26 protein-coding genes are annotated in these 24,933 nt (G+C 63.8%); 23 read left to right on the top strand and 3 right to left on the bottom strand.

Annotation, left to right across the window (positions count from 1 at the left end; genetic code table 11):
* Window positions 1-122 precede the first annotated feature (122 nt).
* Together G015_RS0105655 and G015_RS0105650 are read right to left on the bottom strand one after the other, a co-directional pair.
* Window positions 123-1,565 carry a M48 family metalloprotease gene (locus G015_RS0105655; protein ID WP_018174693.1) on the bottom strand — a complete coding sequence of 481 codons (1,443 nt, stop codon included), beginning with the start codon at window positions 1,563-1,565 and terminating at the stop codon, window positions 123-125.
* A 58-nt stretch (window positions 1,566-1,623) separates the two neighbouring features.
* Window positions 1,624-1,935, bottom strand: a complete 312-nt coding sequence (locus G015_RS0105650; protein WP_012982042.1) for a hypothetical protein — start codon at window positions 1,933-1,935, stop codon at window positions 1,624-1,626.
* Between the two features lie 268 nt (window positions 1,936-2,203).
* On the opposite strand from G015_RS0105650, the gene G015_RS0105645 reads away from it, so the two are divergent.
* The 20 genes from G015_RS0105645 (at window position 2,204) to G015_RS0105550 (ending at window position 19,642) form a co-directional block, all read left to right on the top strand.
* Window positions 2,204-2,533, top strand: a complete 330-nt coding sequence (locus G015_RS0105645; protein WP_018649036.1) for a rhodanese-like domain-containing protein — start codon at window positions 2,204-2,206, stop codon at window positions 2,531-2,533.
* A 140-nt stretch (window positions 2,534-2,673) separates the two neighbouring features.
* Window positions 2,674-2,904, top strand: coding sequence for a sulfurtransferase TusA family protein (locus G015_RS0105640; protein ID WP_012982044.1), 231 nt, complete (start codon window positions 2,674-2,676; stop codon window positions 2,902-2,904).
* Between the two features lie 188 nt (window positions 2,905-3,092).
* Window positions 3,093-3,767 (top strand): 4Fe-4S dicluster domain-containing protein, encoded by a 675-nt coding sequence (locus G015_RS0105635; protein WP_017941141.1) that lies wholly within the window; start codon window positions 3,093-3,095, stop codon window positions 3,765-3,767.
* A gap of 45 nt (window positions 3,768-3,812) precedes the next feature.
* On the top strand, window positions 3,813-5,219 hold the full coding sequence (locus G015_RS0105630) for a heterodisulfide reductase-related iron-sulfur binding cluster (protein WP_018138343.1): 1,407 nt from the start codon (window positions 3,813-3,815) through the stop codon (window positions 5,217-5,219).
* A gap of 23 nt (window positions 5,220-5,242) precedes the next feature.
* A complete protein-coding gene (locus G015_RS0105625) occupies window positions 5,243-6,271 on the top strand; it encodes an FAD-dependent oxidoreductase (RefSeq protein WP_018138342.1) in 1,029 nt (342 codons plus the stop codon).
* Window positions 6,246-7,082 carry a hypothetical protein gene (locus G015_RS0105620; RefSeq protein ID WP_038038661.1) on the top strand — a complete coding sequence of 279 codons (837 nt, stop codon included), beginning with the start codon at window positions 6,246-6,248 and terminating at the stop codon, window positions 7,080-7,082. The genes G015_RS0105625 and G015_RS0105620 overlap by 26 nt, the downstream gene beginning before the upstream one ends.
* Before the next feature lie 49 nt (window positions 7,083-7,131).
* On the top strand, window positions 7,132-7,848 hold the full coding sequence (locus G015_RS0105615) for a 4Fe-4S dicluster domain-containing protein (RefSeq protein WP_018138340.1): 717 nt from the start codon (window positions 7,132-7,134) through the stop codon (window positions 7,846-7,848).
* Window positions 7,841-8,752, top strand: a complete 912-nt coding sequence (locus tag G015_RS0105610) for a CoB--CoM heterodisulfide reductase iron-sulfur subunit B family protein (protein ID WP_018138339.1) — start codon at window positions 7,841-7,843, stop codon at window positions 8,750-8,752. The genes G015_RS0105615 and G015_RS0105610 overlap by 8 nt, the downstream gene beginning before the upstream one ends.
* A 95-nt stretch (window positions 8,753-8,847) precedes the next feature.
* Complete coding sequence (locus G015_RS0105605) at window positions 8,848-9,294, top strand: glycine cleavage system protein H (protein ID WP_018138338.1); 447 nt, start codon at window positions 8,848-8,850, stop codon at window positions 9,292-9,294.
* An 8-nt stretch (window positions 9,295-9,302) separates the two neighbouring features.
* Window positions 9,303-9,710, top strand: coding sequence for a DsrE family protein (locus tag G015_RS0105600; RefSeq protein WP_018138337.1), 408 nt, complete (start codon window positions 9,303-9,305; stop codon window positions 9,708-9,710).
* A 37-nt stretch (window positions 9,711-9,747) separates the two neighbouring features.
* Entirely contained in the window at window positions 9,748-10,185 is a 438-nt protein-coding gene (locus tag G015_RS0105595) for a glycine cleavage system protein H (RefSeq protein WP_081601199.1), read from the top strand.
* A 77-nt stretch (window positions 10,186-10,262) separates the two neighbouring features.
* A complete protein-coding gene (locus G015_RS0105590; RefSeq protein WP_018138335.1) occupies window positions 10,263-11,441 on the top strand; it encodes a radical SAM protein in 1,179 nt (392 codons plus the stop codon).
* Entirely contained in the window at window positions 11,434-12,525 is a 1,092-nt protein-coding gene (locus tag G015_RS0105585) for a biotin/lipoate A/B protein ligase family protein (protein ID WP_038038659.1), read from the top strand. The genes G015_RS0105590 and G015_RS0105585 overlap by 8 nt, the downstream gene beginning before the upstream one ends.
* A 37-nt stretch (window positions 12,526-12,562) precedes the next feature.
* Entirely contained in the window at window positions 12,563-13,645 is a 1,083-nt protein-coding gene (locus G015_RS0105580) for an NAD(P)/FAD-dependent oxidoreductase (protein ID WP_020146286.1), read from the top strand.
* A 50-nt stretch (window positions 13,646-13,695) separates the two neighbouring features.
* On the top strand, window positions 13,696-14,868 hold the full coding sequence (locus G015_RS0105575) for a radical SAM protein (protein ID WP_018174695.1): 1,173 nt from the start codon (window positions 13,696-13,698) through the stop codon (window positions 14,866-14,868).
* A gap of 249 nt (window positions 14,869-15,117) precedes the next feature.
* Window positions 15,118-16,404, top strand: coding sequence for an OmpP1/FadL family transporter (locus G015_RS0105570; RefSeq protein WP_020146285.1), 1,287 nt, complete (start codon window positions 15,118-15,120; stop codon window positions 16,402-16,404).
* A gap of 213 nt (window positions 16,405-16,617) precedes the next feature.
* Complete coding sequence (locus tag G015_RS0105565; RefSeq protein ID WP_020146284.1) at window positions 16,618-17,589, top strand: hypothetical protein; 972 nt, start codon at window positions 16,618-16,620, stop codon at window positions 17,587-17,589.
* A gap of 142 nt (window positions 17,590-17,731) precedes the next feature.
* The gene (locus tag G015_RS0105560; RefSeq protein ID WP_012982060.1) at window positions 17,732-18,151 is read left to right on the top strand and encodes a hypothetical protein; all 420 of its coding nucleotides are present in this window, start codon (window positions 17,732-17,734) and stop codon (window positions 18,149-18,151) included.
* Between the two features lie 3 nt (window positions 18,152-18,154).
* Window positions 18,155-19,201: a lipoate--protein ligase family protein gene (locus tag G015_RS0105555; protein ID WP_012982061.1), complete on the top strand. Its 1,047-nt coding sequence runs from the start codon at window positions 18,155-18,157 to the stop codon at window positions 19,199-19,201.
* A 54-nt stretch (window positions 19,202-19,255) separates the two neighbouring features.
* Window positions 19,256-19,642 carry a hypothetical protein gene (locus G015_RS0105550; RefSeq protein ID WP_012982062.1) on the top strand — a complete coding sequence of 129 codons (387 nt, stop codon included), beginning with the start codon at window positions 19,256-19,258 and terminating at the stop codon, window positions 19,640-19,642.
* Window positions 19,643-19,732: 90 nt separating this feature from the next.
* Here the strand turns inward: G015_RS0105550 and G015_RS0105545 are convergent, their stop codons facing one another.
* The gene (locus G015_RS0105545; protein WP_012982063.1) at window positions 19,733-20,050 is read right to left on the bottom strand and encodes a hypothetical protein; all 318 of its coding nucleotides are present in this window, start codon (window positions 20,048-20,050) and stop codon (window positions 19,733-19,735) included.
* A gap of 245 nt (window positions 20,051-20,295) precedes the next feature.
* Here G015_RS0105545 and G015_RS0105540 point away from each other — a divergent pair, with 245 nt between their 5' ends.
* From G015_RS0105540 to G015_RS0105530, 3 genes are read left to right on the top strand one after another with little or no spacing between them, the layout of a single operon-like run.
* A complete protein-coding gene (locus G015_RS0105540; protein ID WP_012982064.1) occupies window positions 20,296-21,156 on the top strand; it encodes a CbbQ/NirQ/NorQ/GpvN family protein in 861 nt (286 codons plus the stop codon).
* Entirely contained in the window at window positions 21,153-23,711 is a 2,559-nt protein-coding gene (locus G015_RS0105535; protein WP_012982065.1) for a nitric oxide reductase activation protein NorD, read from the top strand. Before G015_RS0105540 ends, G015_RS0105535 begins: the two co-directional genes overlap by 4 nt.
* Window positions 23,708-24,928, top strand: coding sequence for an acetoin utilization protein AcuC (locus G015_RS0105530; RefSeq protein ID WP_012982066.1), 1,221 nt, complete (start codon window positions 23,708-23,710; stop codon window positions 24,926-24,928). The genes G015_RS0105535 and G015_RS0105530 overlap by 4 nt, the downstream gene beginning before the upstream one ends.
* Window positions 24,929-24,933 lie beyond the last annotated feature (5 nt).

The following is a 24,933-nucleotide window of genomic DNA, read 5'->3' as shown; positions in this document are numbered from 1 at the left end:
TGGTATGAAGCCGTAGTCAGCCCGCAGCGCCTCAAGAACCGGATTCCCCGGTTTCTGGCCGTGACGGATGCTGATGTCTGCCCTTGACCGAGCCCCGAATCTTCGTGGGGGGCGGCGTCACCCTAGCGGCGCTGTTCGCGCGCCTGCCGCGCGGTTTCCTTGGCCGTGTCGCGCTTGTCCTCGATCCGCTGGATATCGCGCTCGCTGGCATCGCGTGCGTCGATGGCGGCCTCGAACTGGCGTACTGACTCTTCGTATTGCGCGCGGTGGAAGAAATATTCCGCCATGGCCTCGCGGCTGACCGCAATATAGCCGGCCCCATCCGCGATGTCTGCCTTCAGTCGCAGCAACTCGGGGTTGGGCGCGCGTTCATTGCGGATCATCTCGTTGACGATGCGGATGGCGCGGTCGGGGTTGTCGAGATCTCGGTGCACGCGGGCCAGCACTTCGCGGATGACCGGGTGCCCGGGGTAGACCGCGTCCAGGTCATTCAGGATCTCGAGCGCCGCTTCGTGGTTGCCGCGTTCGCGCTCCAGTGCGACGCGCGCCAGCTCCAGCGTCATCCCGGGGGCCTCCTCGACCGGGATTTCCTCCAGCCGTTCGGCGGCGCGGTCCAGTTCGCCGCGCTCCAGGTGAGCCACCATTGCGCCGTAGATCTGGTGCGGGGCCGGGTCCGAGGCCCCGCGATGGATCTCGATCGCACGGCGCGGGTCCTTCAGGGCCCGGGTGCGGGCCTGCATCCACTGGAACTCGGGGCCGCGGTTGCGCGTATCGACCGCCGGCAGGCCGGCCGCGCGATTGCGGGCGTCGGTGATGCGGTCGAGCGTGACCGGGTGGGTGCGCAGGTACTCGGGCACCGCGTCGCCAACGCCGCGCGAGAGTTCCTGTAGACGCTCGAAGAAATCCGCCATCGCGTTCGGGTCGAAGTCGGCGCTGGCCAGTATGCGCATGCCGGCGCGGTCGGCCTCGGCCTCGTTGGCGCGGGTGAAGTTGATCTGTTGCTGGATACCGCCCGCGACACCGCCGGTGATGATGGCCGAGCCCAAGGTGGGATCCGCCATCGATGCCAGGACCCCGGCGAGGATGGCCAGGCCGGTGGTGAAGTTGACCTCGCGCCCGCGCGCGAACATTCGGGCCAGGTGGCGTTGGGTGACGTGTGCAATTTCGTGGGCCATGACGGCGGCCAGTTCGGCCTCGTCGCGCACCTCGAGCATCAGTCCGGAGTGCACCCCGATGATTCCGCCGGGCATCGCAAAGGCGTTGACCTGACCGTTGTCGATCGTCAGGAAGTAGAACGGGCCATCTGCGTCAGGGGCATTGGCGAGCAGCTGCCGGCCAAGGGAGTCGACGTAGAAGGAAACTTCCGGATCGGTCACCAGTGGCAGGGACCGTCGGATCTCTCGAAGCAGTGAGCGGCCGAGCTCGCGCTCTTCCGCGGGGGTCAGTACGCCACCGGAGGCCTCGCCCAGATCGGGCAGGGCGGTCCCGGAGGCCGAAACCGTTGGAGCCCCCAGCGTGAGTACCAGGAGCAGGGTCGAAAGTAGCGTGAGAAGCCGTGTCTTCATACGACGGAGGCCGGCCGTTGGGGCCGGCCTCCGAAGGGTCTTGGCATCGCGGGGTCGGTTACTTGCCGAGGCCCGGAGCCGAAGAGTAGGTGCGCATGCTGTCACGGGTTTCCCAGAGCTTCGGCTTGAGCATCGCTTCCGGAATCATGAACTTCTTGCGGTCCAGCACCTTGTGGGTGCGCACGATCTTGACCACGTCGTCGTACTTCAGCTTGAACAGGAGACCCACGTCACCGCCGGAGGTGCGGCGCACGATCATGTATTCGTCTTCCATGCTGTGCACGTAGATGTTGGCCGGGCGCAGCTTGCCGTTTTCGTCCTTCATGGTCACGGCGTAGTGGCCGTTGACCTGGAATTCGCTCTTGTCCACCGCAAAGTCCTCCGCGAATGAATCAGGGGGTTGATCGTCTGGACGAGCCCGCCCGAGAGTCGGGTGCGTCCATCAGTCTTTCCTTCAACTCGGAACGATAGCACGACTTCTGTGCGCGAGAGAACAAACCACCTGCCGACCGTCGGACAAGTTTGCATTTGTGGTCCGTTTCGCTATTCTCCGCGCCCATCCTTCGTGACCGGTGCCATCTGTCGAGGCCCGCGAGCGAGGCAGGCAGATGCGGTTCAGCACACTTGGAGTGGGACGCATGTACGGATTCTCGGAGATTACGGCCGACGAACTCGAGCAGTGGCGAACGGAAGGCAAGTCCTTTCGGCTCGTCGATGTACGCTCCCCTGGCGAGACGTCCCGCGGCGTGATTCCTGGCGCCGAGCTGGTGCCGCTGACGGTTCTGCCATTGCGCAAGGACGAGTTTCTGGGAGGCGACACGCCGCTGGTCCTGTACTGCCAGAGTGGCGCTCGTTCCGCCCAGGCTTGCGCGTTTCTTGCGCAGCAAGGGCTGGAGACCGCAAACAGCCTGCGTGGCGGTATCGTGGCGTGGGCTCAGGCCGGCAAGTCGGTCGTCACCCCGGATTAGAATTCGGTTGTATTCCGATCCCGTTTCCCCTATAAGGGTGAATTCGGCTGGCAAGGGTTCGATCGTCGTGGTCCCCGAACCGCCACGATTGGTACCTCAGCACCCAACTGATTTTGGTAACGCACTAAAGGAGACACACCATGGCCAACTTTGACCAAGAACTCGACGCTTCCGGCCTGAACTGCCCGCTGCCCATCCTGCGCGCCAAGAAGGCCCTGGCGGCCATGGAATCCGGTCAGGTTCTGCACATCATCGCCACCGATCCGGGTGCCGTGAAGGACTTCCAGGCCTTCGCCAAGCAGACCGGCAACGAGCTGATGGAACACAAGGAAGAAGGTGGCAAGTTCTACTTCCTCGTGAAGAAGTCCTAAGGCGTCTCTAAGTGCCTGAAACGGGGCGGCGATCCGCAAGGATCGACCGCCCCGATTCCTGAAAAACGACGGTTGCCATGCGGTAACTGGATAGGTGCCTGGACGAGGTCTAGGCTGGCTGAGCAAGGTTCTCAAAGAAACCTGCCTCGCCAACAGCGAAGAGGTGACATATGGCGACATACGCTGAGATGCAGCAAATCTTCGACGACATCCGCGGAGATTTTCGCTACGACCACGAACTCAACGGCTGTCTGAACTGCGGCATCTGCACGGCGACGTGCCCCTCTGCTCAGTTCTATGACTACTCCCCGCGCGAGATCGTCCAGCTGCTGTGGACCGAAAACGTCGAGCAGATCTACGACGCGATGCAGGAAAAGATCTGGGCCTGCGCTCAGTGCATGACCTGCGCCGCTCGCTGTCCGTTCAAGAATTCCCCTGGTGGCCTGGTCGCGATCATGCGCGAAGTGGCCATCAAGCACGAAATGCAATCCGCGAAGGACGTGCTCCGCCCGTTCGGTCGCGTGATGCTGAAGCTGATCACCACGGGTAACCAGCTGTCGCCCGACATGATCCAGCCCGACCACTTCCCCGACTGGGGCCCCAATATCCAGAAGGTGGAAGGTGACCTGCGCATCCTGCGCAAGGCGATTCCGGTGAAGACGCTGCAGACGGTCGAGACCGCCTGGGAAGTGTCCCTGAAGACTTCGGTCGAGATGTACACCATCTGGGAAATGACCGGGGTGCTGAAGTCCCTCGAGCTGATGGACGAGAACCTCTTCGACGTGATCGAAGACTTCATCGACGAGAAGCGCGAGGACTACGAAGACTGGCTCGAGGAGCAGGAAGAGGAAGACGACGAATAAGTCGTCCCGTTTCCGACTCCACTCCAGGACATCAGGAGAAGCGTTATGAGTGAACAGACCCCAGGCAATCACAACCAGAACGGCGAAGGTGCCGGTGCTGGCACCATGAAGCCCGGCTTCCACAATACCGACGGTCAGGGTATCGCCGGTCACGGTTCCTTCTTCCAGGCGACCGACCTGTCCAAGGAAGACGCCATCAAGGCGACCGACTGGGTGCGCAAGCACGTTGACCGCCGTACGGTCGACCTCGGTGACCGCATGGATGACGTCCGCGAGCACATGTACGAGCTCGAAAAAGACGGCCAGATCATCATCCACCGCATCGAGGACCAACACGAGCCGATCTCGGTGAACACCCTGTTCGGCTGGGAGAAGAAGGTCCCGACCAAGCAGCTGTGGCACCACAAGTCCTGTGGCCAGTGCGGGAACATCCCGGGCTACCCGACCTCGCTGCTGTGGTTCATGAACAAGTTCGGCTTCGAGCCGGGCAAGGACTACCTCGACGAGACCGACCAGACCTCCTGCACCGCGTGGAACTACCACGGCTCCGGTATCGGGAACGTCGAATCGCTGGCCGCGGTGTTCCTGCGTAACTTCCACCAGTCTTATGTATCCGGCAAGCAGCACGGCCACGAGCTGGGCCACTTCTTCCCGCTCGTCCACTGTGGCACCTCCTTCGGTAACTACAAGGAGATCCGCAAGTATCTGGTCGAGTCTGCCGAGCTGCGCGAGAAGGTCACCAAGATCCTTGGGAAGCTGGGTCGCCTGGTCGACGGCAAGCTGGTCATCCCGGAAGAGATCATCCACTACTCCGAGTGGGTGCACGTGATGCGTAACCGTATCGCCTCCGAGCTCCAGACCATCGACGTCTCGAATATCCGCACCACGTCCCACGTGGCCTGCCATTACTACAAGATGGTCCACGAAGACGCGGTCTACGACCCGTCCGTGCTGGGGGGCAACCGTACCGCGATCATCACCTCCACGGCGCAGGCCCTGGGTGCGCAGGTGATCGACTACTCCACCTGGTACGACTGCTGCGGCTTCGGCTTCCGCCACATCATCTCCGAGCGCGAGTTCACCCGCTCGTTCACGATGGATCGCAAGATCCGCGTGGCCCGCGAGGAAGCCAATGCCGACGTGATGCTGGCCAACGACACCGGTTGCGTCACGACCATGGACAAGAACCAGTGGATCGGCAAGGCCCACAACCAGAACTTCCAGATTCCGATCATGGCGGAAGTCCAGTTCGCAGCCCTGGCCTGCGGCGCGGATCCGTTCAAGATCGTCCAGCTGCAGTGGCACGCATCGCCCTGCGAAGACCTGGTCGAGAAGATGGGAATCTCCTGGGACGAGGCCAAGAAGACCTTCCAGGAATACCTGAAGGAAGTCGAGGCCGGCAATATCGAATACCTCTACAATCCTGAGCTCGCTTACGGGGGCAAAGTCTGATGCAGCAAGATACTGTTCTAGTAGTGGGTGGTGGCCCGGCTGGGCTGGCCGCCGCCGCCAATGTCACCTCGGCCGGCTTCAAGGCCGTGATGGTCGAGAAGGAAGACGTCCTGGGCGGTGCCCCGATCCTGTCGGGTTACGCCAAGCTGGTCCCCTCTGGCGAGTGGGCCAAGGACGCCATTGGCCGCATGGTCAAGCGCGTGGAAGACGATTCCAACTCGACCGTGCACAAGGGTGCCAAGGTCGAGAAGCTGGAAGGCGAGGCCGGTAACTTCACCGCCACGCTGACCAACGGCGAATCGGTCCAGGCCGGTGCCGTCGTGCTGGCCACGGGCTTTACCCATTTCGATTCCATCAACAAGCCGGAGTGGGGCTTTGGCACGTACGAAGACGTGCTGACCACCACCCAGATGGAACAGATGGTCGCCTCCGGCAAGATCGCCTGCCCGTCCGACGGCCGTGTGCCGGAGCGGGTCTGCATCCTGCTCTGCGTGGGCTCGCGTGATCGCCAGATCGGTCGTGAGTGGTGCTCCAAGATCTGCTGTACCGTCTCCGCCAACCTGGCCATGGAGATCAAGGAACTGTCGCCGGAAACGGACGTGTTCATCTACTACATGGACATCCGCACCTTCGGCCTGTACGAAGACAAGTTTTACTGGAAGTCCCAGGAAGAGTTTAAAACCAAGTTCGTCAAGGCCCGTATCGCGGAAGTGACGGCCTCTGGCGACGGCCGGCTGCTGGTCAAGGGCGAGGACACCCTGGTCAAGCGTCCGATCGTGATCCCGTTCGACATCGTCGTGCACGCCATTGGCATGGATCCGAACGCCGACAACCCGGAAATCTCCCAGGTCTTCGGTGTCGGTCTCGAGAAGCACGGCTTTATCGAGAAGGCCGAGCAGTACACCAACACCTGTGGCACCACCCGCAAGGGCGTTTACTCCTGCGGTGCGGCCTATGGCCCCGAGACGATCGATGATTCGATCGCGCAGGGTGCTGCTGCTGGTGGCCGCGCGGTTGCGGACCTGCATGCGCTGGTTTCGAAAGCCGGCTGAGGTCGTCAGCGACGCAGCGGCTTCGGGGCTGGCCCCGGAGCCGCTGGAGGTCAGCTTCGACAAGGATATCCTTGCGACGAAGCTGAACAGTCTGAACGAGGCCATCGCCGAGGCGGGTGGTGTCGACGGGCTGGGGACTTTCATCGAGGCCCTGCGGTCGAAACACGAAGTGTTTGCCGCGATTGTCGCGAAAGGGGACGAGATCGATGCCGAGGATGTTCGCACCCTCGGCGGTCTGGTTTTCTCGGTTCGGCGCAAGCTTGGCTCGTTGATGGCCGAGCGTCAGGGCGCCCTGGTGGACGGTGTGCGCACTCTGGTTCGCCCGGATGTTGGGGTGAACGAGCGGCTCGCGAACTTTGCGGATCTTGCGGCTGACGACAAGAAGCTTCGGCGGGCGATCTGGGATTTTGGCGCCGAGATCCTGCACTTCGCGGATCCGGACGCGGTGCCTCTGGCCTGCCGTTGGGTGTGGGATACGTCGACCACGACGGGCGCGTTGCGCGAGTTCATCCGCGGCAATGACACGCTCCGGTCGATCCCTATTGGGGATACGGTCGGCTCGATCGAGGGGGCGCGGCGCTGGTTTTTCGATGCGCTGGCCGAGGAAGGCTTTTATCGAGACCTGCCGTTTGTGACGGACCTGGTCTGGGTGCAAGCCTATTCCGACTATGCCCGAGCGCTTTCGATGAGTCTGGGGATGATCGACAACCAGTTCGGCGCCAAGCAGGATCCGCTGGAACTGGCGGTGAAGATGCTGGGGATCGACTCCCCGGAAGGTCGCCTGAAAGGAACCGATGCGTCGCTGCATTAAATAACGGAACGAACTTGAGCCTGGCTACACAGGTTTTCGGAGAGACGTCATGGCAATACATGAAAAGGCACTAATCGAGGACGAGCGCCTCCAGCAACACGACGAGCTGGTGGTCGACGGCGTGGACGTGTCCGGACACTGGAACACGATGATCGCCCCGCGCACTGTTCGCGATTACGACGACGATTTCGAGACGAAGATCCAGAGCTTTGCGGGTGGCGAGAACGTCCATCGTTGCTGGCAGTGCGGGTCCTGCACCAACTCGTGCACCATGTATGCGCAGAACGTGCAGTTCAATCCGCGTTATTGGATCTACCTCACCCGCCTGGGCATGAAGGAAGAGCTGGTCAAGGACAAGGACATCATCTGGCAGTGCGTCTCGTGCAACAAGTGCACGAACATCTGCCCGAAGGACGTGAAGCCGGAAGGCGTGATGAAGGCTCTGGCGCACTGGATGGAAGAGGAAGGGATCACCGAAAAGGCTCCGTCCACGATCTTCGACGAAGAGTTTGCCGATCAGATCTACAAGACTGGCCGCATCGAAGACTCCAAGGTGATGCAGAACTTCTTCAAGAAGACCGGCCAGCCTCTGGTGCAGGAATGGATGAAGATCTTCATCTTCCGGATGATGAAGCACCTGCCGGTGAAGCATCTGATGGCGATGGGCATCAACACCGTACATACGCCGCGCACCAAGTCCTGGGGCAAGACCGGGGACGTGCTGAAGAATTACGTGCGCGAACAGAAGGAGGCCGCTCATGGCTAAGGTTGCTTACTATCCGGGTTGCGCGCTCGAGGGCTCTGGTGGTCCGTACGACCGCTCCACCCGCGTGCTGGTCAAGGCGCTGGGACTCGAGATGGAAAACCTGCGCGACTACAACTGCTGCGGCGCGATGGAGGTGAAGAACATTCACCCGATGCTGCAGACCTATCTGTCCGCGCGGAACATGGCGATTGCCTCCGAACAGATGGGCATGGACACCGTGATGGCGCCGTGCAACGGCTGCTACCACAACCTGAAGAAGGCCGAGTACGAGACCGCGACCTCCCAGGATGCGATGGACACCGTCCAGGATCTGGCGCGCAAGTCCGACGACCCGGTCTACACCGGGGACGTCCGCACCCTGCATCTGCTCGAGTGGCTGATGGAAGAGCTGGGGCCCGAGGGCATCAAGCAGAAGATGACCAAGAGCCTGAATGGCATCAAGATCGCCAACTACTACGGCTGCATGTACACCCGTCCGCGCCAGATTTTCCCCGAGAAGGACAATGGCCCGGGTTCGGATTCCAGTTACCAGCCGCATTTCATGGATGACCTGCTGGGTGCCGCCGGCGCCGTGAACGTGGACTTTCCGCTTAAGACCTCCTGCTGCGGCGGTGCGCATACGCTGTCGGATTCTGACACCTCGACCCAGCTGGTGCTGAACCTGCTGCAGTCGGCGGAGGATTCCGGTGCCGAGGTGATCGCTACCGAATGCCCGACCTGCCACTCCGGTCTGGAGATGCACCAGGTGCGGGCCGAGACCGAGTTCGGCATCAAGACCGACGTGAAGGTGGTGTACTTCACGCAGCTGCTGGGCCTGGCGATGGGGCTGTCCCCGCGCAAGCTGGGTATCCACGAGAACGTGAGTGACTCCATCGGGCTGCTGAAGGAGAAGGGGGTCATCTGATCCCCTGATTCGAGGCCCGAATGGCCCAGTAGTACTTTCAGAAGACGGGCGCCTGGCGCCCGTTTTTTGTGTCGATGCCAGGAACGAGGCGAAACATGGACTGCAACGGTTGCGAGTTTCATCCCGAACTGTTCTACGACGACGAATTTCAGATCTGGCTGCGCCGCGAGGATGACGACACCCTGACCGTGGGGATGACCGACCTTTCGCAGACCATCGCGGGAAAGATCATTCACGTACGAGTGCGTCGCCCCGGTACCCGGCGTCCGCCTGGGAAGCCGGTCGCCACGATCGAAAGCGGGAAATGGGCCGGTCCGATCCCGAACTTCATCGACTGCAAGATCGTCGAGGGCAACGAGGAGGTGCTGGAAAACCCAGTGCTGCTGAACTCGGATCCCTACAATGCGTGGATCGCGCGTGTCGAAGCCACCGACGGTGTGGATGTTGCGCTGGAGCAGTTTCTGACCGGCGACAAGGCCGAGGAGGGCTACTGCAAGCGCGCCAAAGATGAAGACATCGAGTGTCAGCGGAAACTGCGATAGAGAGAACGATGGCGGAACTGGGCAACGATTACTATCTGGACAACGACGAGCAGACGGTCGTGTTCATCATGACCTCGGGGCCGTCGACGCCGCATCGTTGTGCGACGCCGTTCTACCTTGGGGCGGTGATGGCCTCGATGGATGTGGACGTCTATATCTTCTTCACCATGGAGGGCGTTCGCCTGATGGAGAAGGGGGTCGCCGACGACCTGCGGGCCATGGAAGATGGCAAGTTGATCAAGGATTTTATCCAGGACGCAAAACGCGCAGGTGTGCGCCTGCACGTTTGCCAGCCCGCTTTACCGGGGTATAGAATCGACGCGTCTTCGGATCTCATCGACGAGGTCGATGAAGTGAATCGGGCGAGCGAACTGGCGGACCTGATTCTGCGTAGCGATAAAACGATAACGTTTTAATTTTCCCGCATTATTACTTTCACGCTTGGAGGAAAACATGGGCGCAGTACGGGGTTGTGATATTCCGGAAGATCTGATGTACAACGTTGAAAACAACGTGTGGGTGCGCAAGGAAAGCGACGGTACCGCGACCGTGGGCCTGACCTCCTACGCGTGCTCGCTGGCCGGCACCATCGTGTCCTTCACTCCCAAGAAGGTCGGCAAGACCGTGAAGAAGGACAAGTCCTGCACCACCGTTGAATCTGGCAAGTGGGTGGGTCCGGCGAAGACCCCGGTGACCGGTGAAGTGACCGAAACCAACGACAAGGTTGCGGCCAACCCGGGTCTGATCAACGAAGACCCGTACGGCGAAGGCTGGCTGATCAAGCTGAAGCCTGAAGACTGGGACGGCGAAGTCGGCGACCTGAAGACCGGTTCCGACGCCCTGGCGGCGTTCGAAGCCAAGATGGAAGCAGACGGTTTCGGCGGCTGCTAAGCCCCTACCGAGCCTCGGGCCGCCGTTCCCCAGTGTTCGGCGGCCTTTTTTGATTCTGTGGTATCCGGAGCAAGCTGATGACGACCTGGAACGAGGTGATCCAGCGGGTCGAACCCCTGGAAGACATCCCTGTCGATGCGGCGTTGGTGAATGACCTTCAGCACAGCGTTCAGCGGGGCTCCGATCCCGGATCGGTGCATTTCTATACCCCGACGTTCAAGTCGTACCAGTCCAGTGAACTGGCGGACTGCGGCAAGAGCGCCTGGCCGGCGATGTCGATCACCGGTGGCGACTGCAAGCTCGCCTGTGACCATTGCAAGGCCAAGATCCTGGACCCGATGATCCCGGTGCGCACGCCGGAGGACCTATGGGCTCAGGTGAACAACGTGATCGAGTCCGGTGCCCAGGGCATGCTCCTGACCGGTGGCTCGAACCACCGTAACGAGGTCGAGTACGACCCGTACTATTCCACGATTCGTCGCATCAAGGACGAATTTCCCGAATTCCGCATCGCGCTGCATACGGCGCTGGTCGACGACGACATCGCAACGTCGATGGAGCAGGCCGGTATCGACGCGGCGATGATGGACGTGATCGGCGCGCAGGACACGATCACGCAGGTCTACCATCTGCGCCGCAGCGTGGATGACTTCGAGCAGACACTCGAGAGCCTGGTGAACACCAACATGAAGGTGGTCCCGCACATCGTGATCGGTCTGCACTACGGCAAGCTGCTGGGTGAGTGGAACGCGCTGGAGATGCTCGCGCGCCACCTGCCCGATGCCGTGGTGCTGGTGGTCGTGATGCCGTTTTACGCCCCGGCGAGCCGCCCATTCGAGACGCCGGATGTGCATGCGGTCGGGCGCTTCTTCCACGACGCCCGCGAGCGCCTGGGTGACACGCCGCTGCTGCTCGGCTGCGCGCGCCCACCAGGCGAGGCCAAGAGCCAGATCGATAGTTATGCGGTGATGGCCGGCCTGTCCGGTATTGCGCACCCGGCCGAGGGTGTGGTCGAACTGGCCGCGCGTCTGGGCAAGAAGGTCCGCGTGACTCCGGCCTGCTGCTCGATCGCCGTGGGCGACGAGGTGATGGCGGACGGGACCACGGTCGAGAGCGGTGTCGAGATCGACCTGGACACGATCGTCGCCGAAGAGGCGCGGCGTCGCGAGCAGGAACGCAAGGCGCGCCAGGGCCTCGGCGGGATCCGCATCGTGACCGAGGGCAATGTCGCGGCCGGAGGCGGTTGCCATGTCTGAGCGCGATCAGAAGACCCTGCGCGTCCTGGACACTGGCCTGCGCCCGGCGGCGGAGAACATGGCCTTCAACCGGGCCCTGCTCGAGTGCCACCAGGAGGGCGTGTCGCCGCACACCCTGCGTTTCCTGCAGTTCGAACCCTGCGCGCTGGTGGGTTTCCACCAAAATGTGGACCAGGAGATCAGCACTGAGTACTGCAAGGAAAACGGTATTGCGATCCAGCGCCGGATTACCGGTGGCGGCGCGATCTATTTTGATTCCACCCAGCTGGGCTGGGAGCTGTACCTCGACAAGCGCTTTCTCGGGACGGCCGACATGGGGCAGATCGCCGCGCGCATCTGCAATGCCGCGGCCGCCGGGATCCGCACGCTGGGGGTCGACGCGCAGTTCCGCCCGCGCAACGACATCGAGGTCGAAGGCCGCAAGATCTCCGGCACGGGTGGCGCATTCGATGGCGACTCGATCATGTATCAGGGCACGCTGCTGATCGAGTTCGATGTCGAGGACATGTTGCGCATTCTGCGGATTCCGGCCGAGAAGCTCTCCAACAAGGCGATCGAGTCGGCGCGCGATCGTGTGGTCAATCTGGCGACCCTGCTGGGCGAACGCCCGAATCTGGACCATGTGAAGGACGCGATTGCCAAGGCCTTTGCGGAAGAGTTCGCGGTTGAGCTGGCCCCCTTGGATCTGCTGCCCGAGGAGCAGAAGTCCTTCGAAGAGGCCCTGGCCGAGATCGACACCGAAGAATGGGTCTACCAGCGCAACCGTCCGGCCACCGATGCCCCGCTGTTCGAGAGCATCTTCAAGTGTGACGGCGGGCTAATGCGCGTCGGTGTGGCCCTGGACCCGGAGCGCAAGCGCCTGAAGCAGCTCTGGCTGACGGGCGACATCTTCGTGAAGCCCGCGCGTACCATCGCCGATCTGGAAGCGGCCCTGCGGGACACGCCGCAGGCCGAGATGGAAGAGCGTGTGCGCGCATTCTTTGCCGAGCGCGACGTCGAGATGCTGCAGTTGACGGTCGATGACGTAATCGCGGCGATTCAGTCGGCTCTGGCCATGGCCGAGACCGAGGAATCGGCGGGATGAAGGTCCTTTGCGCGGTACTTGCCGGGAGGCAGCAGTAATGCTCCCCGAAAAGGTCGATGTCCTGGTGGTCGGGCTGGGGCCGGGTGGCGCCTCGGCGGCGCGCGTGTGCGCGGCGGCCGGGCTGTCCGTGCTGGCGGTCGAGCGCAACAAAGCCTTCGGCGAGCCGGTGCAGTGTGCCGAGTTCATCCCGAACCCGATGGGCGCCTATGCCAAGGCGGATGGAGTCCTGCTGCAGCGCATCGACTCGATGCAGAGCTTCCTGCCCTCCGGGGCCGTGGAGCACTCCGATTTCCCTGGCTTGATGGTGGACCGCGGCGAGTTCGACCGCGCGATCATCCAGGCGGCGAAGGCCAACGGCGCGCAGCTGGTGACTTCGACCCCGCTGCAGCGTGTGGATGCCGAGCGGCATGTGGCGACCGTCAAGCACCAGGGGCAGGAACACGCGGTCGAGTACCGTGTTCTGATCGCCGCCGATGGCCCGCATTCCCCGGTGGCCGAGTCCCTGGGTCTGTCCGCGCTGCCGGTCGTGCAGACCCGGCAGTACACGGTGCCGCTCAAAAAGCCGTATACCGCGACCGATGTCTGGCTGTCGGACGACTACCCGGGTGGATACGCCTGGCTGTTCCCCAAGGGCGAATGGGCGAACCTGGGGCTGGGTGCGGACAAGCGCATCGACAACGACATGAAGACGCCGCTGGAATCCCTGCATGCCCAGCTCGTCGAGCAGGGGCTGCTGGGCGAGGATATCCGTCACCGTACGGGTGGCGCGATCCCGGTCGGCGGCCTGCGTGATTCGCTGTACGACGGCGATGTCCTGTTCGTGGGCGATGCCGGTGGATTTACCCATCCGATTACCGGGGCCGGGATTGCCGCGGCGGTGGTGTCGGGCGAGGCGGCGGGCGAGGCCGCGATTGCGCATCTCGAGGGTGACGCCGAGGCTTTCGACGATTACGATGAAGAGATGCGCGATCAGTACGGTCCGGCCCTGGAGCGCGCCTGCAAGCGCCGCGCGTTCCTGAATGAACACTGGCGTACGCCGCGGGCGCAGGAAGACGCCACGCAGCGCCGCGGATGGATTGCTTTTTCCGAGTATTTCAACGATGGTGACCAGGCCGCGTAGGCCCGGTTGGCGGGTGCCCCGCACCCGGTGAACAACGCTGGAGGAATTCCATGAGTGCAAGTGCAGAGGAGATGGTCGCGCCGATCAACTTTTACCGGCCCGATTATCACATCAAGACCCCGGACATGCGTTCGCCGGAGTACGTGCAGATGTCCACGGCGGCTGCGATCACGCTGGGCCTGGTGCCGGGCACCATGCACCGTACGTCCTGCACCCACTGCCTGAACCTGCTGGTCACCTACCCGGAAGGCTGCCGTGCGAACTGCTCCTACTGCGGTCTGGCGCGCCACCGCGAGGAATCGCGTGACTACGCCGATCGCAACTTCATCCGCGTCGACTGGCCGACCGCCAAGTACGACGAGGTGATCGAGCGCGTAAAGAATCACGCCGACGCCGGGCAGTTCGAGCGCATGTGCATCTCCATGATCACGCACCCGAACTCCGACGCCGACACCGTCGAGCTACTCGAACGCTGGGTCGCCGAGGTCAATCACATCCCGGTGTCGATCCTGTCCAACCCGACCACCATGAGCTACGAAGACCTCCAGCTCCTGCGGGACAAGGGCGCCGATATCTTCACTGTCGCGCTGGACGCGGTCACCCCCGAGATCTTCGAGCGCACCCGTGGCAAGGCGGTCGAGAGCCCTCACAGCTGGGACAAGTACTGGCAGTCCATCGAGTGGGCCGCCGAGATCTTCGGGCCGGAGAAGTTCGGCGCCCACCTGATCTGCGGCATGGGCGAGACCGAGGAAGAGATCTTGCAGGTCTGCCAGCGCATCCGCGACCTGGGCGGCCACAACCACATGTTCGCCTTCTTCCCGGAAGAGGGCTCGCTGATGGAAGACTGGAACCCGGTGCCGCGCGACCAGTGGCGGCGCGTGCAGCTGGGCCGCTTCGTGATCGACTACGCCGGTGGCCGCATCGACGACATGAAGTTCAACGCCGATGGTCAGGTGGTGGATTTCGGCCTGCCGCAGTCCGAGGTCGACGAACTGATCGCCTCCGGCAAGCCGTTCCAGACCTCCGGCTGCCCTGGCAAGTCGGATGAGGAAGTCTCGGCCTGCAACCGTCCCTACGGCGATTCCAGCCCGACGGACATCCTGTCCTTCCCGTTTGCCCTCAACTCGACGGACGTCGGGTTCGTCCAGCGGCAGATGGCCGGGGAGGATGTCGGCACCTTCGACTTCGACGCCGACGAGGCCGAGGACGAAAAGTCCGCATAAAACTCGATGCATGCTGAAAGCCCCGGTCTCCGGGGCTTTCGCACGTCAGGGGGGTTGATTAGACGTTTTGAATATTCAGGTTTCGAGCGGGGATATTTCAGGGGCCCCGTCGAAAGAACTCCCGGGGGGATGGGTCGTCCACCCGCGAGCGGTCACTGCACCACATAACTGGACCGGCGGCATACAAGGGGGCCGCAGGTAACCGGGGTGCCGGGCCATACAACAAGAAGACCACCAAAGGAGAACAACATGGAAGCACGCATCATTCGCCGCAGTCTGGTGACGGTCGCGGTCGGCCTTGCAATGGGCAGCGCCGGCGTCGCCAATGCCACCAACGGCTATTTCGCGCACGGCTATGGCACCAAGGCCAAGGGCATGGGCGGGGTCGGCATGGCCATCTCCCAGGACGCCTACGCACCCGGCATCAACCCGGCCGGCATCGCCGGTATGGAAACCCGTATTGACGGTTCGATTGCCTATTTCCGCCCGGAACGCTCCTTCGACGCTGGTATGCCGACCACCCCAGGGGCAGAAATGTTTGTAAATCCGGGTAGCGTCGACAGCGACAGTGAGAATTTCTTTATTCCATCATTGGCGTTTGTTCAGCAGATTGATGAAAACCGCTCCTGGGGTGTCGCGCTCCTTGGAAACGGGGGCATGAATACCGACTATCCTGCTTATGGTCAAAGCGAGGGGTGCCCGGCAGGTGGTCCGTTCTGCGCTGGCAGAACTGGAGTGGACCTGGAGCAGTTGGCCATTATCCCGACCTATGCGCAGAAATTTGCGGATGGCCGGGTCAGTATCGGTTTCAGCCCGATTATCAGCTACCAGCGGATTAGCGTCGAAGGGCTGGATGGATTCGATAACCCCCAGATGTCTGCAGACCCCGGTAACATGACAAGCGGGCGTACGGATTCGAGCTGGGGATATGGTGCGCAAATCGGCTTTCAGGCCGAACTGGCGGAAGGGGCTCGTGTAGGTGCGAGTTATCGTTCCAAGATCCGGGCTGGCGACTTCGACCGGTACTCCGGGTTGTTCGCTAATGGTGGCGAGTTCGATATTCCGTCGACCTATGGGCTGGGCTTTTCGGTGGATGTTACCCCGAACGTGACCCTGTCGGCCGACTACCAGAAGATCCGTTACTCGGAGATCGATTCGATCGCGAACTCAAGTATGCCGACCGCTCAGTTTGGCGCGGACGGAGGCCCAGGATTCGGTTGGGACGACGTGAATATCTTCAAGTTCGGTGCCCAGATCGATGGGGGCAACGGCTGGACCTGGCGCGTTGGCTACAACCGTGGCGAGAATCCGATCAGTTCGGAGGACGTGATGCTCAACATCCTGGCTCCGGCCGTGATGACGGATCACTTTACCGCCGGTTTTACTCGTGAATTTGGTCAGCACGAGATTAACTTCGCGGCGATGTATGCGCCCAGTCAGCGCGTACGTGGTCAGGATGTGTTCGGGGCCGGTCAGGACATCGAGATCGAGATGCGGCAGTACGAGCTCGAGATCGGGTACGCGTACCGCTTCTGATCGATGGCGCCCGGGCGGTCGTGAGCGGCCGCACCGGTGCCCGGCGCGGGCTTCGGGATGAGCTGCCGACCCTGGAGGAGGGGGCGGTACCGCCATGGAGTGCGGACGGTGCCGGACACCGGGACCCATCGGGGGGTGGGGCCCGGGCCCTTTCGTCGGAAGGCATCCTGATCGAGCCTGTGCTCGAACTAGCAAAATCAAAAGGAGAATCCCATGCGAGCAATCCACGCATTGCGCGGAGGCATTCGCGTGCCTGCCGTTCTCGCGTTCTTCGGCGCGTGTCTGCTGACCCTTGGCGCGGCCGCCACGGCGCTGGCGGACGATGTCTATCGGCCCCTGGTACTGGCCTACACCACGTCCGGCTCCGATGTCAGCGGTGAGGTGGAGACGGTCCGCGAGCGACTGGAAGAGGCCGATTTCCAGACCCTCGGCGAGTACCCGGTCAGTGACGACCGGCACGTGATCGTGGTGACCCACGACGACCTGCTGGCGGTGGCGGGCTCCCAGGATCGGGCGGCGTACATCGCACCTATACGCGTCGCCGTGACCGCGACCAACGGCGGGGTTCAGGTCAGCTACAACAACCTCGAGTACTTTCGACATGCCTATCGCATTGATGACTCGGTGAACGCCGTGAGTTCGCGGCTGGCGGAGGTGCTGGGCGACGAGCAGCACTTCGGGTCGGAGGACGGCATGACCCCGCGGGAGCTGCAGCGTTACCGCTATACGTTTGGTATGGAGCGCTTCAACGCCCCGTATGACCTGGGTAGCCACGGCTCGCGGAGCGCCGCCCTGGAAGAGCTGGATGCCGGTCTGGGCGATCGGCGTGGGGGCGTGTCGGAGATCTACCGGCTGGATATCCCGGGAACGGACGCTACGCTGATCGGCGTGGCGATTCGGGCCGATGATGGCGCCGATTCCGAGGCCACCGACCTCAACACCCTGGAGACGATCGACGTGCGCGAGCTTCGCCACACCGCCTACGTGCCGTACGAGATCCTGGTAGAAGGGGGCGATATCGAGGCGCTGCACATGCGTTTTCGTGCGGCGCTGCACTGGCCGGACCTGCGCATGCTCGGCGATCACAGCTTCATGCAGCTTCGCCGCGTCCCGGGCGCGCTGGAGGATGCCCTTCGCGAGGTGGCCGGCTTTGAGGAGCCCGCAGACGACGGTTTCGACTGGTAGAAGCATAACGCCAGGGATGGCGAACGAACCCAGCTAATAGCCCAGGGTTCCTCTCAAGAACCCCGGTCCGCCGGGGTTTTTTTACGGCCGGGGGCTGGACTTGTTTATGCTCCCGGTTCATTCGCGGCAGGACGCACGCCCCATGAAATCGATGAAGATCGCCAACATCGGCGAGATCCGTAACGAACTCAACAAGTACAAGAAGGGCAAGAAGCTCGATATTCACCAGTTCAACCAGGTCGCGCGCCTGGCCTGGCTGGGCAAGATCGTGATGCAGCCCCTGGATCTCGAGGACCCCGATTGCCAGTCGTTCCTGGTGTATATCCAGGAGCCGGAAGAGCTGGCCGCGCATTTCCTGAACACCGATCAGGAGCTGACCGGCGGGATCCACATCATCGACGGCGAGCAGGCCATGGCCATGGTCGAGATCATGCGCGGGGGTGTCGAGGAACGTGCCAAGCTGTACGAGGACCTCTCGCGCAGCGACTTCTACTTCCGCTACTTCTACAAGCCCGGCAAGGACGACGAGGCCCCGTCCGAGCAGGACAAACCCGAGGACTGATCCTTGGTCGCATCCACGGTCACCCCGGAATGGATTGATGCCGGGGCCCGCTCCGCGGAAGAACTCCACGCCCTCTATACCGGTCTGGCGAGCAGCACGCCGCCGGAATCGCCGTTGCGCGTGCTGTGGGTGCATTCGCGAGAGGCGCACATCTCCGTGGGCGCCAGCCAGGACCCGGCCATGGATCTGGACCTGGTCGCCTGCAAGGCCAATAGCGTGCCGGTCGTGCGCCGCCCGCTCGGGGGCGGCTCCGTCTGGGTGGATGCCGACCAGGCCTGTTTCTTCCTGATTCAGCCCCGCCAGGTCCTCGCCCGTGGCCATCGCCACCTGTTCGCGCTGGGGCTGGGCATCGCGATGGATGTGCTGCGCGAGCTGGGGCTGGAAGGCGTCGAGGCGCGCGGTCAGGACGTCTGGGTTCAGGGGCGCAAGATCATGGGTACTGGTGCGGCCACGCTGAACGAGGGTTGTGTGTTCGGCGCTAGCTTCCTGCGCCGCTTCCCGGTGGAACGCTTTCTATCGTGTGTAAATGCCCCAAGCGACGGCTACCGCGAATGGCTGCGCCCGGCACTGGAAGAGGGCATGACCGATTGTGCGGAGCAGTGCCCCGAGGCGGCGCCGACGCCGGAACGTCTGGAGGCGGCCCTGAGCGAGGTGCTGGAGCGCCGCTTCAGTACCCCCGCGCGGTGTTACCGTCCGAGTTCCGCAGAATGGGACGAGTGGCTGGCGGCCGGGCGCGAGGAACTCGCCGACCTGGCCGACAGCCAGGGCGGGCCGGCCGTGCGCGACGGTATCCGTGTGAATCGGGAGAACCATGTCTTCGAGACGCGCGGCCACTGTGGCCGCCTGCGCTTGCATATCGCCGGGACACACATTGCACGCATTTGGTGCGAGGACCCGAGCGTGGATCGCGTGCTGCGCGAGACCCTGGTGGGCGAGTCGCCGGAGCGCCTGCGTGTGCGCTCGCGCCTGAACGGCCAGCTCGACGCGGTGATCGTCGACGAGGTCAGCGCGCGCATCGACGGTCTCTACCGAGGGATCGCCGCCGCCTGATCCTGCTTTGCACGCCGCTGGATACTTCCCCAAAAAGCTTTACGAGGCGAACCGATGTCCGAACCGACCATTCAGCGCCGGCTGGAGAAACGCCTGATCCTGATGAGCCAGGATCAGGCGATGATCGAGCAGATTCGCACCGCATTGCCGGATGACTGGCATCTGCACCCGGTGACCGATCTGGAAGAATTGGGCGCCTGGAACGAGGTGCTGCTCTACCGCTTCCTGCTGCTGGATCTGGACGAGATCGAGGTGTTCGACCCGCTGGACGTAATCCGCATCCTGCGCATGGAGTATCAGATAAACCTGCCCGTGTTCTGTTTTGGCGGGGACCAGGACATCCGCGACGAGATGCGCCTGGCGCGGGCCGATCGCTTCTTCAATCGCGAGGAGATGGTCGAAAAGCTCCCCGAGTTCATCCGCATGTACGACTGGGGCTGAGCGCCCCATCAAAAAGGCCCCGGGCGTTAGCCACGGGGCCTTTTTGATTCGCGGATCCGCATGATGCGGATCGCGGGGCATCGCACGGCCTTAGCCGATCCAGGCGTGCTCCAGCACGTCGATGCGGATCTTCTCGTGGTAGGTCTCGCCGTTGGCCTCGATCACCAGGTCGCCCACGCGGGTGCCGGCGGTATCAAAGCTGAATTTGCAGTCGAAGGTGCCCGGCAGGGACACGCTGCTCTCGCACAGGGCCTCGCCTTCCACCGAGAACTTGCACTGGGCGGTGCCGGAGCCGTTCAGCAGGGCCTGCACCCGGAATTCCTCGTTGATCGGGCGCCGGTAGACTTCCGGATCGCGATTCGGGTTGTACTGCAGGTTGTTCAGCTTGACGAGTTTGACAAGTTTCATACCGGGTCCTCTATTGACGCGCTGAATCCGAGTTGCGGGCGCCTTCACCTGCCCGATCCCGTACCGGGAAGGGCGTTTGGTTCATGGAAGTGCGCAGGTTCGATAGAATATAAACAGCCAATGATACAACAAAGCCTGCGGGAACACGACGGGATGCCACGGGGCATGCCGCCAGCCCGGCGGAGGGTAACGCCGCTCCCGCGCATACACCAGTCCCGGCCCCCGCGGTCGGCATCGGAGACCCCATGAAGAACCTGATTAACCGTATCCGCGGCGTGGAACGCGACGTGATTGAGAAGCCCGGTGACGCGGGTGATGCCCCGTTCTACAAGGCCCAGGGCGACGAGATCGAGATCTTTCAGGCCGCGTACTCGAAGCGCCTGCCGGTGATGCTCAAGGGCCCGACCGGCTGCGGCAAGACCCGCTTCCTGGAACATGTCGCGCACACCCTCGGCCAGCCGCTGGTCACCGTATCCTGCCACGAGGACCTGACCAGCTCGGACCTGGTCGGCCGCTTCCTGCTGGAGGGCGAGGAAACCGTCTGGCAGGACGGCCCGCTGACCCGTTCGGTCAAGGAGGGCGCGATCTGCTACCTCGACGAGATCGTCGAGGCGCGTACCGACACCACCGTGGTCATTCACCCGCTGACCGACCACCGTCGCCAGCTGCCGCTGGACAAGAAGTCCCAGATCATCGATGCGCACGAGGACTTCATGCTGGTGATCTCCTACAACCCCGGCTACCAAACGGTGCTGAAGGACCTGAAGCCCTCGACCAAGCAGCGCTTTGTCGGTATCCACTTCGACTATCCGGCCGAGGATGTCGAGCGCGAGATCGTGGCCAAGGAATCCGGCGGCCTGGATGCCGATCGCGTCGAGAAGCTGGTGGCTGCCGGGCGCAAGGCGCGGGCCCTGAAGGACCACGGACTGGAAGAGGCGACCTCCACCCGGGCGCTCGCCTATGCCGGCGAGCTGATGCAGGCGGGTCTGAGCCCGCGCGTGGCCTGCCGCGCCGCGATGATCGCCCCGATCACCGATGACCCCGAGCTGATCCAGGCGCTGGAAGAGATCTTCGACGCCCACTTCCCCGAGTCCGAAGCCGCGTGAGCGACCAGGCCCGCAACAGCGGCGGGGCGAACACGGAAGCCGAAGATCTCGTCGAGATCGAGGAGGTCCTCCAGCATCTCGAGGACATCAGCTTCGTCGCCCACCGCGACACCAAGGAAGCCCTCCCGGCCATCCGCGCGTTCGGTGCCGCCACCGCGCGGCGCTGGATCGAGACCGTACGCGAGCTGTTCTTCCACGACCGCGAGGCCGGCAAGAGCTTCATGCGCAATTCCGCGCGGCTCGCGGAGCATATGCAGACGGTGGACCTGTGGCTGGAGCAGGCCGCGCAGTTCAAGCAGTGGGTCAACTCGGCCGATGCGCTGGAGGGCTTCATGGCCCAGGCTGATCGCGTGTATGACGCCTGGGGCGAGGCCGGCGAGCGCGATTGGGCCGAGATCGGCCTGCGCTGGTGCGAACGCAGCCTGCCCGATGCCCGCGCCTATTTCGAGACGCCGTTCGACAAGCTCTCCGCCGGCCGAGGTATCGAGGGCCTGCGCGCGCTGATCGAGCCGGCCGAGACGCTGTTCGACGAACGCGGCCTGACCCTGGATGCCTATCTTGAGGGTGCCCCGATCGCCCGCAACCTGGTCGGCGACCAGGGCCTGCTGTCCTGGGCCCGGCGCGGAGCGGACCTGCTGAAGGCCGGGCGCTCGCGCGGTGAGGCCTATTTTCGCCTGGAGAGCGACGAGAGCCTGAAGCTGCTCCTGGAGGCGCTGCCGGGCTTTCGCCCGCGCATGCACGGGCGCTTCCTGCGCCTGGTGCTGCTGGCCTGGCTGGATGCCGATATCCCGCTGGCCGATTCCAGCTGGAAGCCGGGCGAGGGCCGCCCGATGCTCGAGACCGACGGCCGGCGGCTGTTTATGCCGGCGGTGATGGACTCGCGCGAGGAGGCGATCGTCGCCACCCAGCACGCGGCCGCGCATCTGGCCTTCGATACGTATGCGCAGTCCGATGTCGAGCGGCTGTTCGAGCGTGCCGGGGTCGAGCACCCGCCGCTGGATGACCGCTCGCGCATCACCTGGCGCCCGCTGTTCGCGCCATTCGAGGCGCGCATGTTCCGCTTCCAGGTGCTGTTCGACCTGGCCGAGGACCTGCGCGTGAACGCGCGCCTGGCCCCGCGCATCCCGAACTTCCTGCCGCGCCTGGTGGCGCTGGCCGAGGACCATGAGCGCCCGGAGGGCGCGGCCGGCGTCTACTTCGATTTCGCGCTGAAGGCCCACCAGGCCCTGCTGCGCGACGAGGCGCAGGACCCGCGTCTGGCGCGCGTGCTGGAGCCGGACGCGGATGTGGTCACCGCCTGGGCCATCGGCGAGGAGCTGTTCGCCGACGAGGCCTTCCCCGAGATCACCATCGAGGAGCGCGCCGAGGCCTATCTGCCCGGGCTGTCGCTGAACCAGTCGCTGCCGGTGTATCCGCAGCGCAAACGCGACGGCAGCCTGGCCGACTTCCGCGACCACGAGGCGCACGACGAACACAAGTTCGAGCGCGAGAAGCAGGAAGAGCAGCCGCAGCAGGCCCCGGAGCAGGCGCAGAAAGACCCGGACGCCGACATCCAGACCCCGCAGCAGGAGACCTCTGGCACCGGCGGGCGCATCGGCACGGGTATCCCGCAGCCGGCCCAGGTGGCCAAGCGCGCCGCTCCCTACACCCCGAAGAAGGACGGCATCCCGTATCCCGAGTGGGACTACCGCGAGCAGCGCTATATCTCCGACTGGGTGAATCTCTACGAGCGCGTGCTGGACGACGAAAACCCGGAGCTGGCGGCCACGATCCTGTCGGAGAACGCCGACACCCTGAAGCGCCTGACCCGCGGCCTGGAGATGCAGCGCCCGATGCGCCTGGCGCCGCAGCGCAAGCAGATGGACGGCGACGAGCTCGACACCGAGGCGGTGATCGACTTCATCGCCGACAAGAAGGCGGGGCTGTCGCCGAAGGCCTTCATCTACCGCCGCCGTGCGGTGCAGCACCGCGATACCGGCGTCATGATGCTGGCGGACATGTCTACCTCGATCATGGCGCGTCACCCGGGCGGGCAGGGCAAGATCGTCGACCGCGTGCGCGAGGGGATGATGCTGTTCGCCGAGGCGATCGAGAAGGTCGGCGATCCCTACGCGATCTCCGGCTTCGCCTCCAAGCAGCGCGACCAGGTCAACTACTACTGGCTGAAGGATTTCAACGAGGACCTGAACGACACCGTCCGCGCCCGCATCGCCGGGGTCTCCGGGCGCCTGGCCTCGCGTATGGGCGCGGGCATCCGCCACTCGCTGGAGGCATTCAAGCGCTGTTCGGCCCAGCGCCGGCTGCTGCTGATCCTGTCCGACGGCCGCCCGGCCGACTACGACGACGGCGGTGACCAGCGCTACCTGCACGAGGACACGCGCATGGCGATGAAGGAGGCGGTGGACGCCGGCGTGCACCCGTTCTGCATCACCCTGGACCCGTCCGGTTCGGAATACCTGCCGGCGATCTTCGGTCCCGGTCACTACACCATCATCGACCACGTGGACGAGCTGCCGCGCCGTCTGCCCGAGATCTATCTGAGGCTGCGCCAGTGAGTGCCACCCCCGAAGCCATCGATGCCTCCACCGGGGCCGCGGACCGGCACCCGGAGCCGGCCCGCCGACATGCCACGCTGCTGCATGCCCCGCGCTATCGCGGGCACAGCTACGGCGACAACCACCCGCTCGGGATCCCGCGCGTCTCGCTGACCATCGACCTGATCGAGGCCTATGACGCGATCACGCCGCAGGAGATGGCCGTATCGCGCAAGGCACAGCCGGCCGAGCTCGAGTGGTTCCACACCCGCGAGTACGTGGCCGCGATGCAGCGCGCCGAGGCGCTGGGCAAGGTCTTCCAGCGCTACCGCGACCGCCACAACATCGGCAACTTCGAGAACCCGTTCTTCGCCGGGTTCTTCGCGACCCCGGCGACCGCCACCTGGGGCTCCATCCAGGGCGCCGAGGTGGTGCTGGACGGGCGCATGGCCTTCAACCCGGCCGGTGGCATGCACCACGCCGCCCCCGACCAGGCCCGTGGATTCTGCTACTTCAACGACCCGGCGCTGGCGATCCTGCGCCTGCGTCAGGCCGGGCAGCGCGTGCTCTATCTGGATATCGACGCCCACCATGGCGACGGGGTCGAGGCCGCGTTCAGCGACGACCCGGACGTGCTCACCGTCTCCCTGCACATGGACACCGAGTACGGCTACCCCTTCGAGGGCGGGCGCATCGAGGACACCGGACCGCTTGGCAACGCCGTGAACCTGCCGCTGCCCAAGGAGACCAACGACAGCGAGTTTCGCGCCGCCTTCGCGGCCGTCTGGGAGGCCGTGCGCACCCGCTGGCAGCCGGATGCGGTCGTCGTTCAGGCCGGTACCGATGCGCTGCTGCCGGACCCGCTCGGCAAGTTCGGCATCTCCACCCAGTGCTTCCTCGCCTGCGTCGACGACGTGATCGAGACCAGCCCGCGGCACGCCGACGGCACACCGAGGCTGCTGGTCCTGGGCGGTGGCGGCTATCACCCGCTGGCGCTGGCACGCTGCTGGACCGGGGTCTGGGCCCTGCTGACCGGTCGCGAGCTCCCCGCTGCGATCCCGGAGGCCGGCCAGGCCCTGCTGCGCGAGGTTGACTGGGACATGGACGAAGAAGAGGAATGGTACGAGTCCCTCTTTACCTCCCGTCTCGATGCGGATCGCGCCGGTCCGGTGCGCGACGAACTGCGCAATCGCCTTGAACGGCTGCTGGCAGGGCACCCGTTGTTCAGTTGCTCGTAGAGAGC

This window comes from Thioalkalivibrio sp. ALJ15 (assembly GCF_000383695.1).
Lineage (GTDB): Bacteria > Pseudomonadota > Gammaproteobacteria > Ectothiorhodospirales > Ectothiorhodospiraceae > Thioalkalivibrio.
This window is presented reverse-complemented; position numbering and strand designations above follow the sequence as displayed.

Excerpts from the sequence above, each read along its gene's own strand:
- G015_RS0105620 (WP_038038661.1), top strand. The coding sequence starts at position 6,246 with ATGCGCTGGTTTCGAAAGCCGGCTGAGGTCGTCAGCGACGCAGCGGCT.
- G015_RS0105640 (WP_012982044.1), top strand. The coding sequence starts at position 2,674 with ATGGCCAACTTTGACCAAGAACTCGACGCTTCCGGCCTGAACTGCCCG.
- G015_RS0105595 (WP_081601199.1), top strand. The coding sequence starts at position 9,748 with ATGGGCGCAGTACGGGGTTGTGATATTCCGGAAGATCTGATGTACAAC.
- G015_RS0105600 (WP_018138337.1), top strand. The coding sequence starts at position 9,303 with ATGGCGGAACTGGGCAACGATTACTATCTGGACAACGACGAGCAGACG.
- G015_RS0105580 (WP_020146286.1), top strand. The coding sequence starts at position 12,563 with ATGCTCCCCGAAAAGGTCGATGTCCTGGTGGTCGGGCTGGGGCCGGGT.
- G015_RS0105630 (WP_018138343.1), top strand. The coding sequence starts at position 3,813 with ATGAGTGAACAGACCCCAGGCAATCACAACCAGAACGGCGAAGGTGCC.
- G015_RS0105615 (WP_018138340.1), top strand. The coding sequence starts at position 7,132 with ATGGCAATACATGAAAAGGCACTAATCGAGGACGAGCGCCTCCAGCAA.
- G015_RS0105570 (WP_020146285.1), top strand. The coding sequence starts at position 15,118 with ATGGAAGCACGCATCATTCGCCGCAGTCTGGTGACGGTCGCGGTCGGC.
- G015_RS0105560 (WP_012982060.1), top strand. The coding sequence starts at position 17,732 with ATGAAATCGATGAAGATCGCCAACATCGGCGAGATCCGTAACGAACTC.
- G015_RS0105545 (WP_012982063.1), bottom strand. The coding sequence starts at position 20,050 with ATGAAACTTGTCAAACTCGTCAAGCTGAACAACCTGCAGTACAACCCG.
- G015_RS0105585 (WP_038038659.1), top strand. The coding sequence starts at position 11,434 with ATGTCTGAGCGCGATCAGAAGACCCTGCGCGTCCTGGACACTGGCCTG.
- G015_RS0105565 (WP_020146284.1), top strand. The coding sequence starts at position 16,618 with ATGCGAGCAATCCACGCATTGCGCGGAGGCATTCGCGTGCCTGCCGTT.
- G015_RS0105605 (WP_018138338.1), top strand. The coding sequence starts at position 8,848 with ATGGACTGCAACGGTTGCGAGTTTCATCCCGAACTGTTCTACGACGAC.
- G015_RS0105635 (WP_017941141.1), top strand. The coding sequence starts at position 3,093 with ATGCAGCAAATCTTCGACGACATCCGCGGAGATTTTCGCTACGACCAC.
- G015_RS0105645 (WP_018649036.1), top strand. The coding sequence starts at position 2,204 with ATGTACGGATTCTCGGAGATTACGGCCGACGAACTCGAGCAGTGGCGA.
- G015_RS0105590 (WP_018138335.1), top strand. The coding sequence starts at position 10,263 with ATGACGACCTGGAACGAGGTGATCCAGCGGGTCGAACCCCTGGAAGAC.
- G015_RS0105575 (WP_018174695.1), top strand. The coding sequence starts at position 13,696 with ATGAGTGCAAGTGCAGAGGAGATGGTCGCGCCGATCAACTTTTACCGG.
- G015_RS0105655 (WP_018174693.1), bottom strand. The coding sequence starts at position 1,565 with ATGAAGACACGGCTTCTCACGCTACTTTCGACCCTGCTCCTGGTACTC.
- G015_RS0105550 (WP_012982062.1), top strand. The coding sequence starts at position 19,256 with ATGTCCGAACCGACCATTCAGCGCCGGCTGGAGAAACGCCTGATCCTG.
- G015_RS0105610 (WP_018138339.1), top strand. The coding sequence starts at position 7,841 with ATGGCTAAGGTTGCTTACTATCCGGGTTGCGCGCTCGAGGGCTCTGGT.
- G015_RS0105540 (WP_012982064.1), top strand. The coding sequence starts at position 20,296 with ATGAAGAACCTGATTAACCGTATCCGCGGCGTGGAACGCGACGTGATT.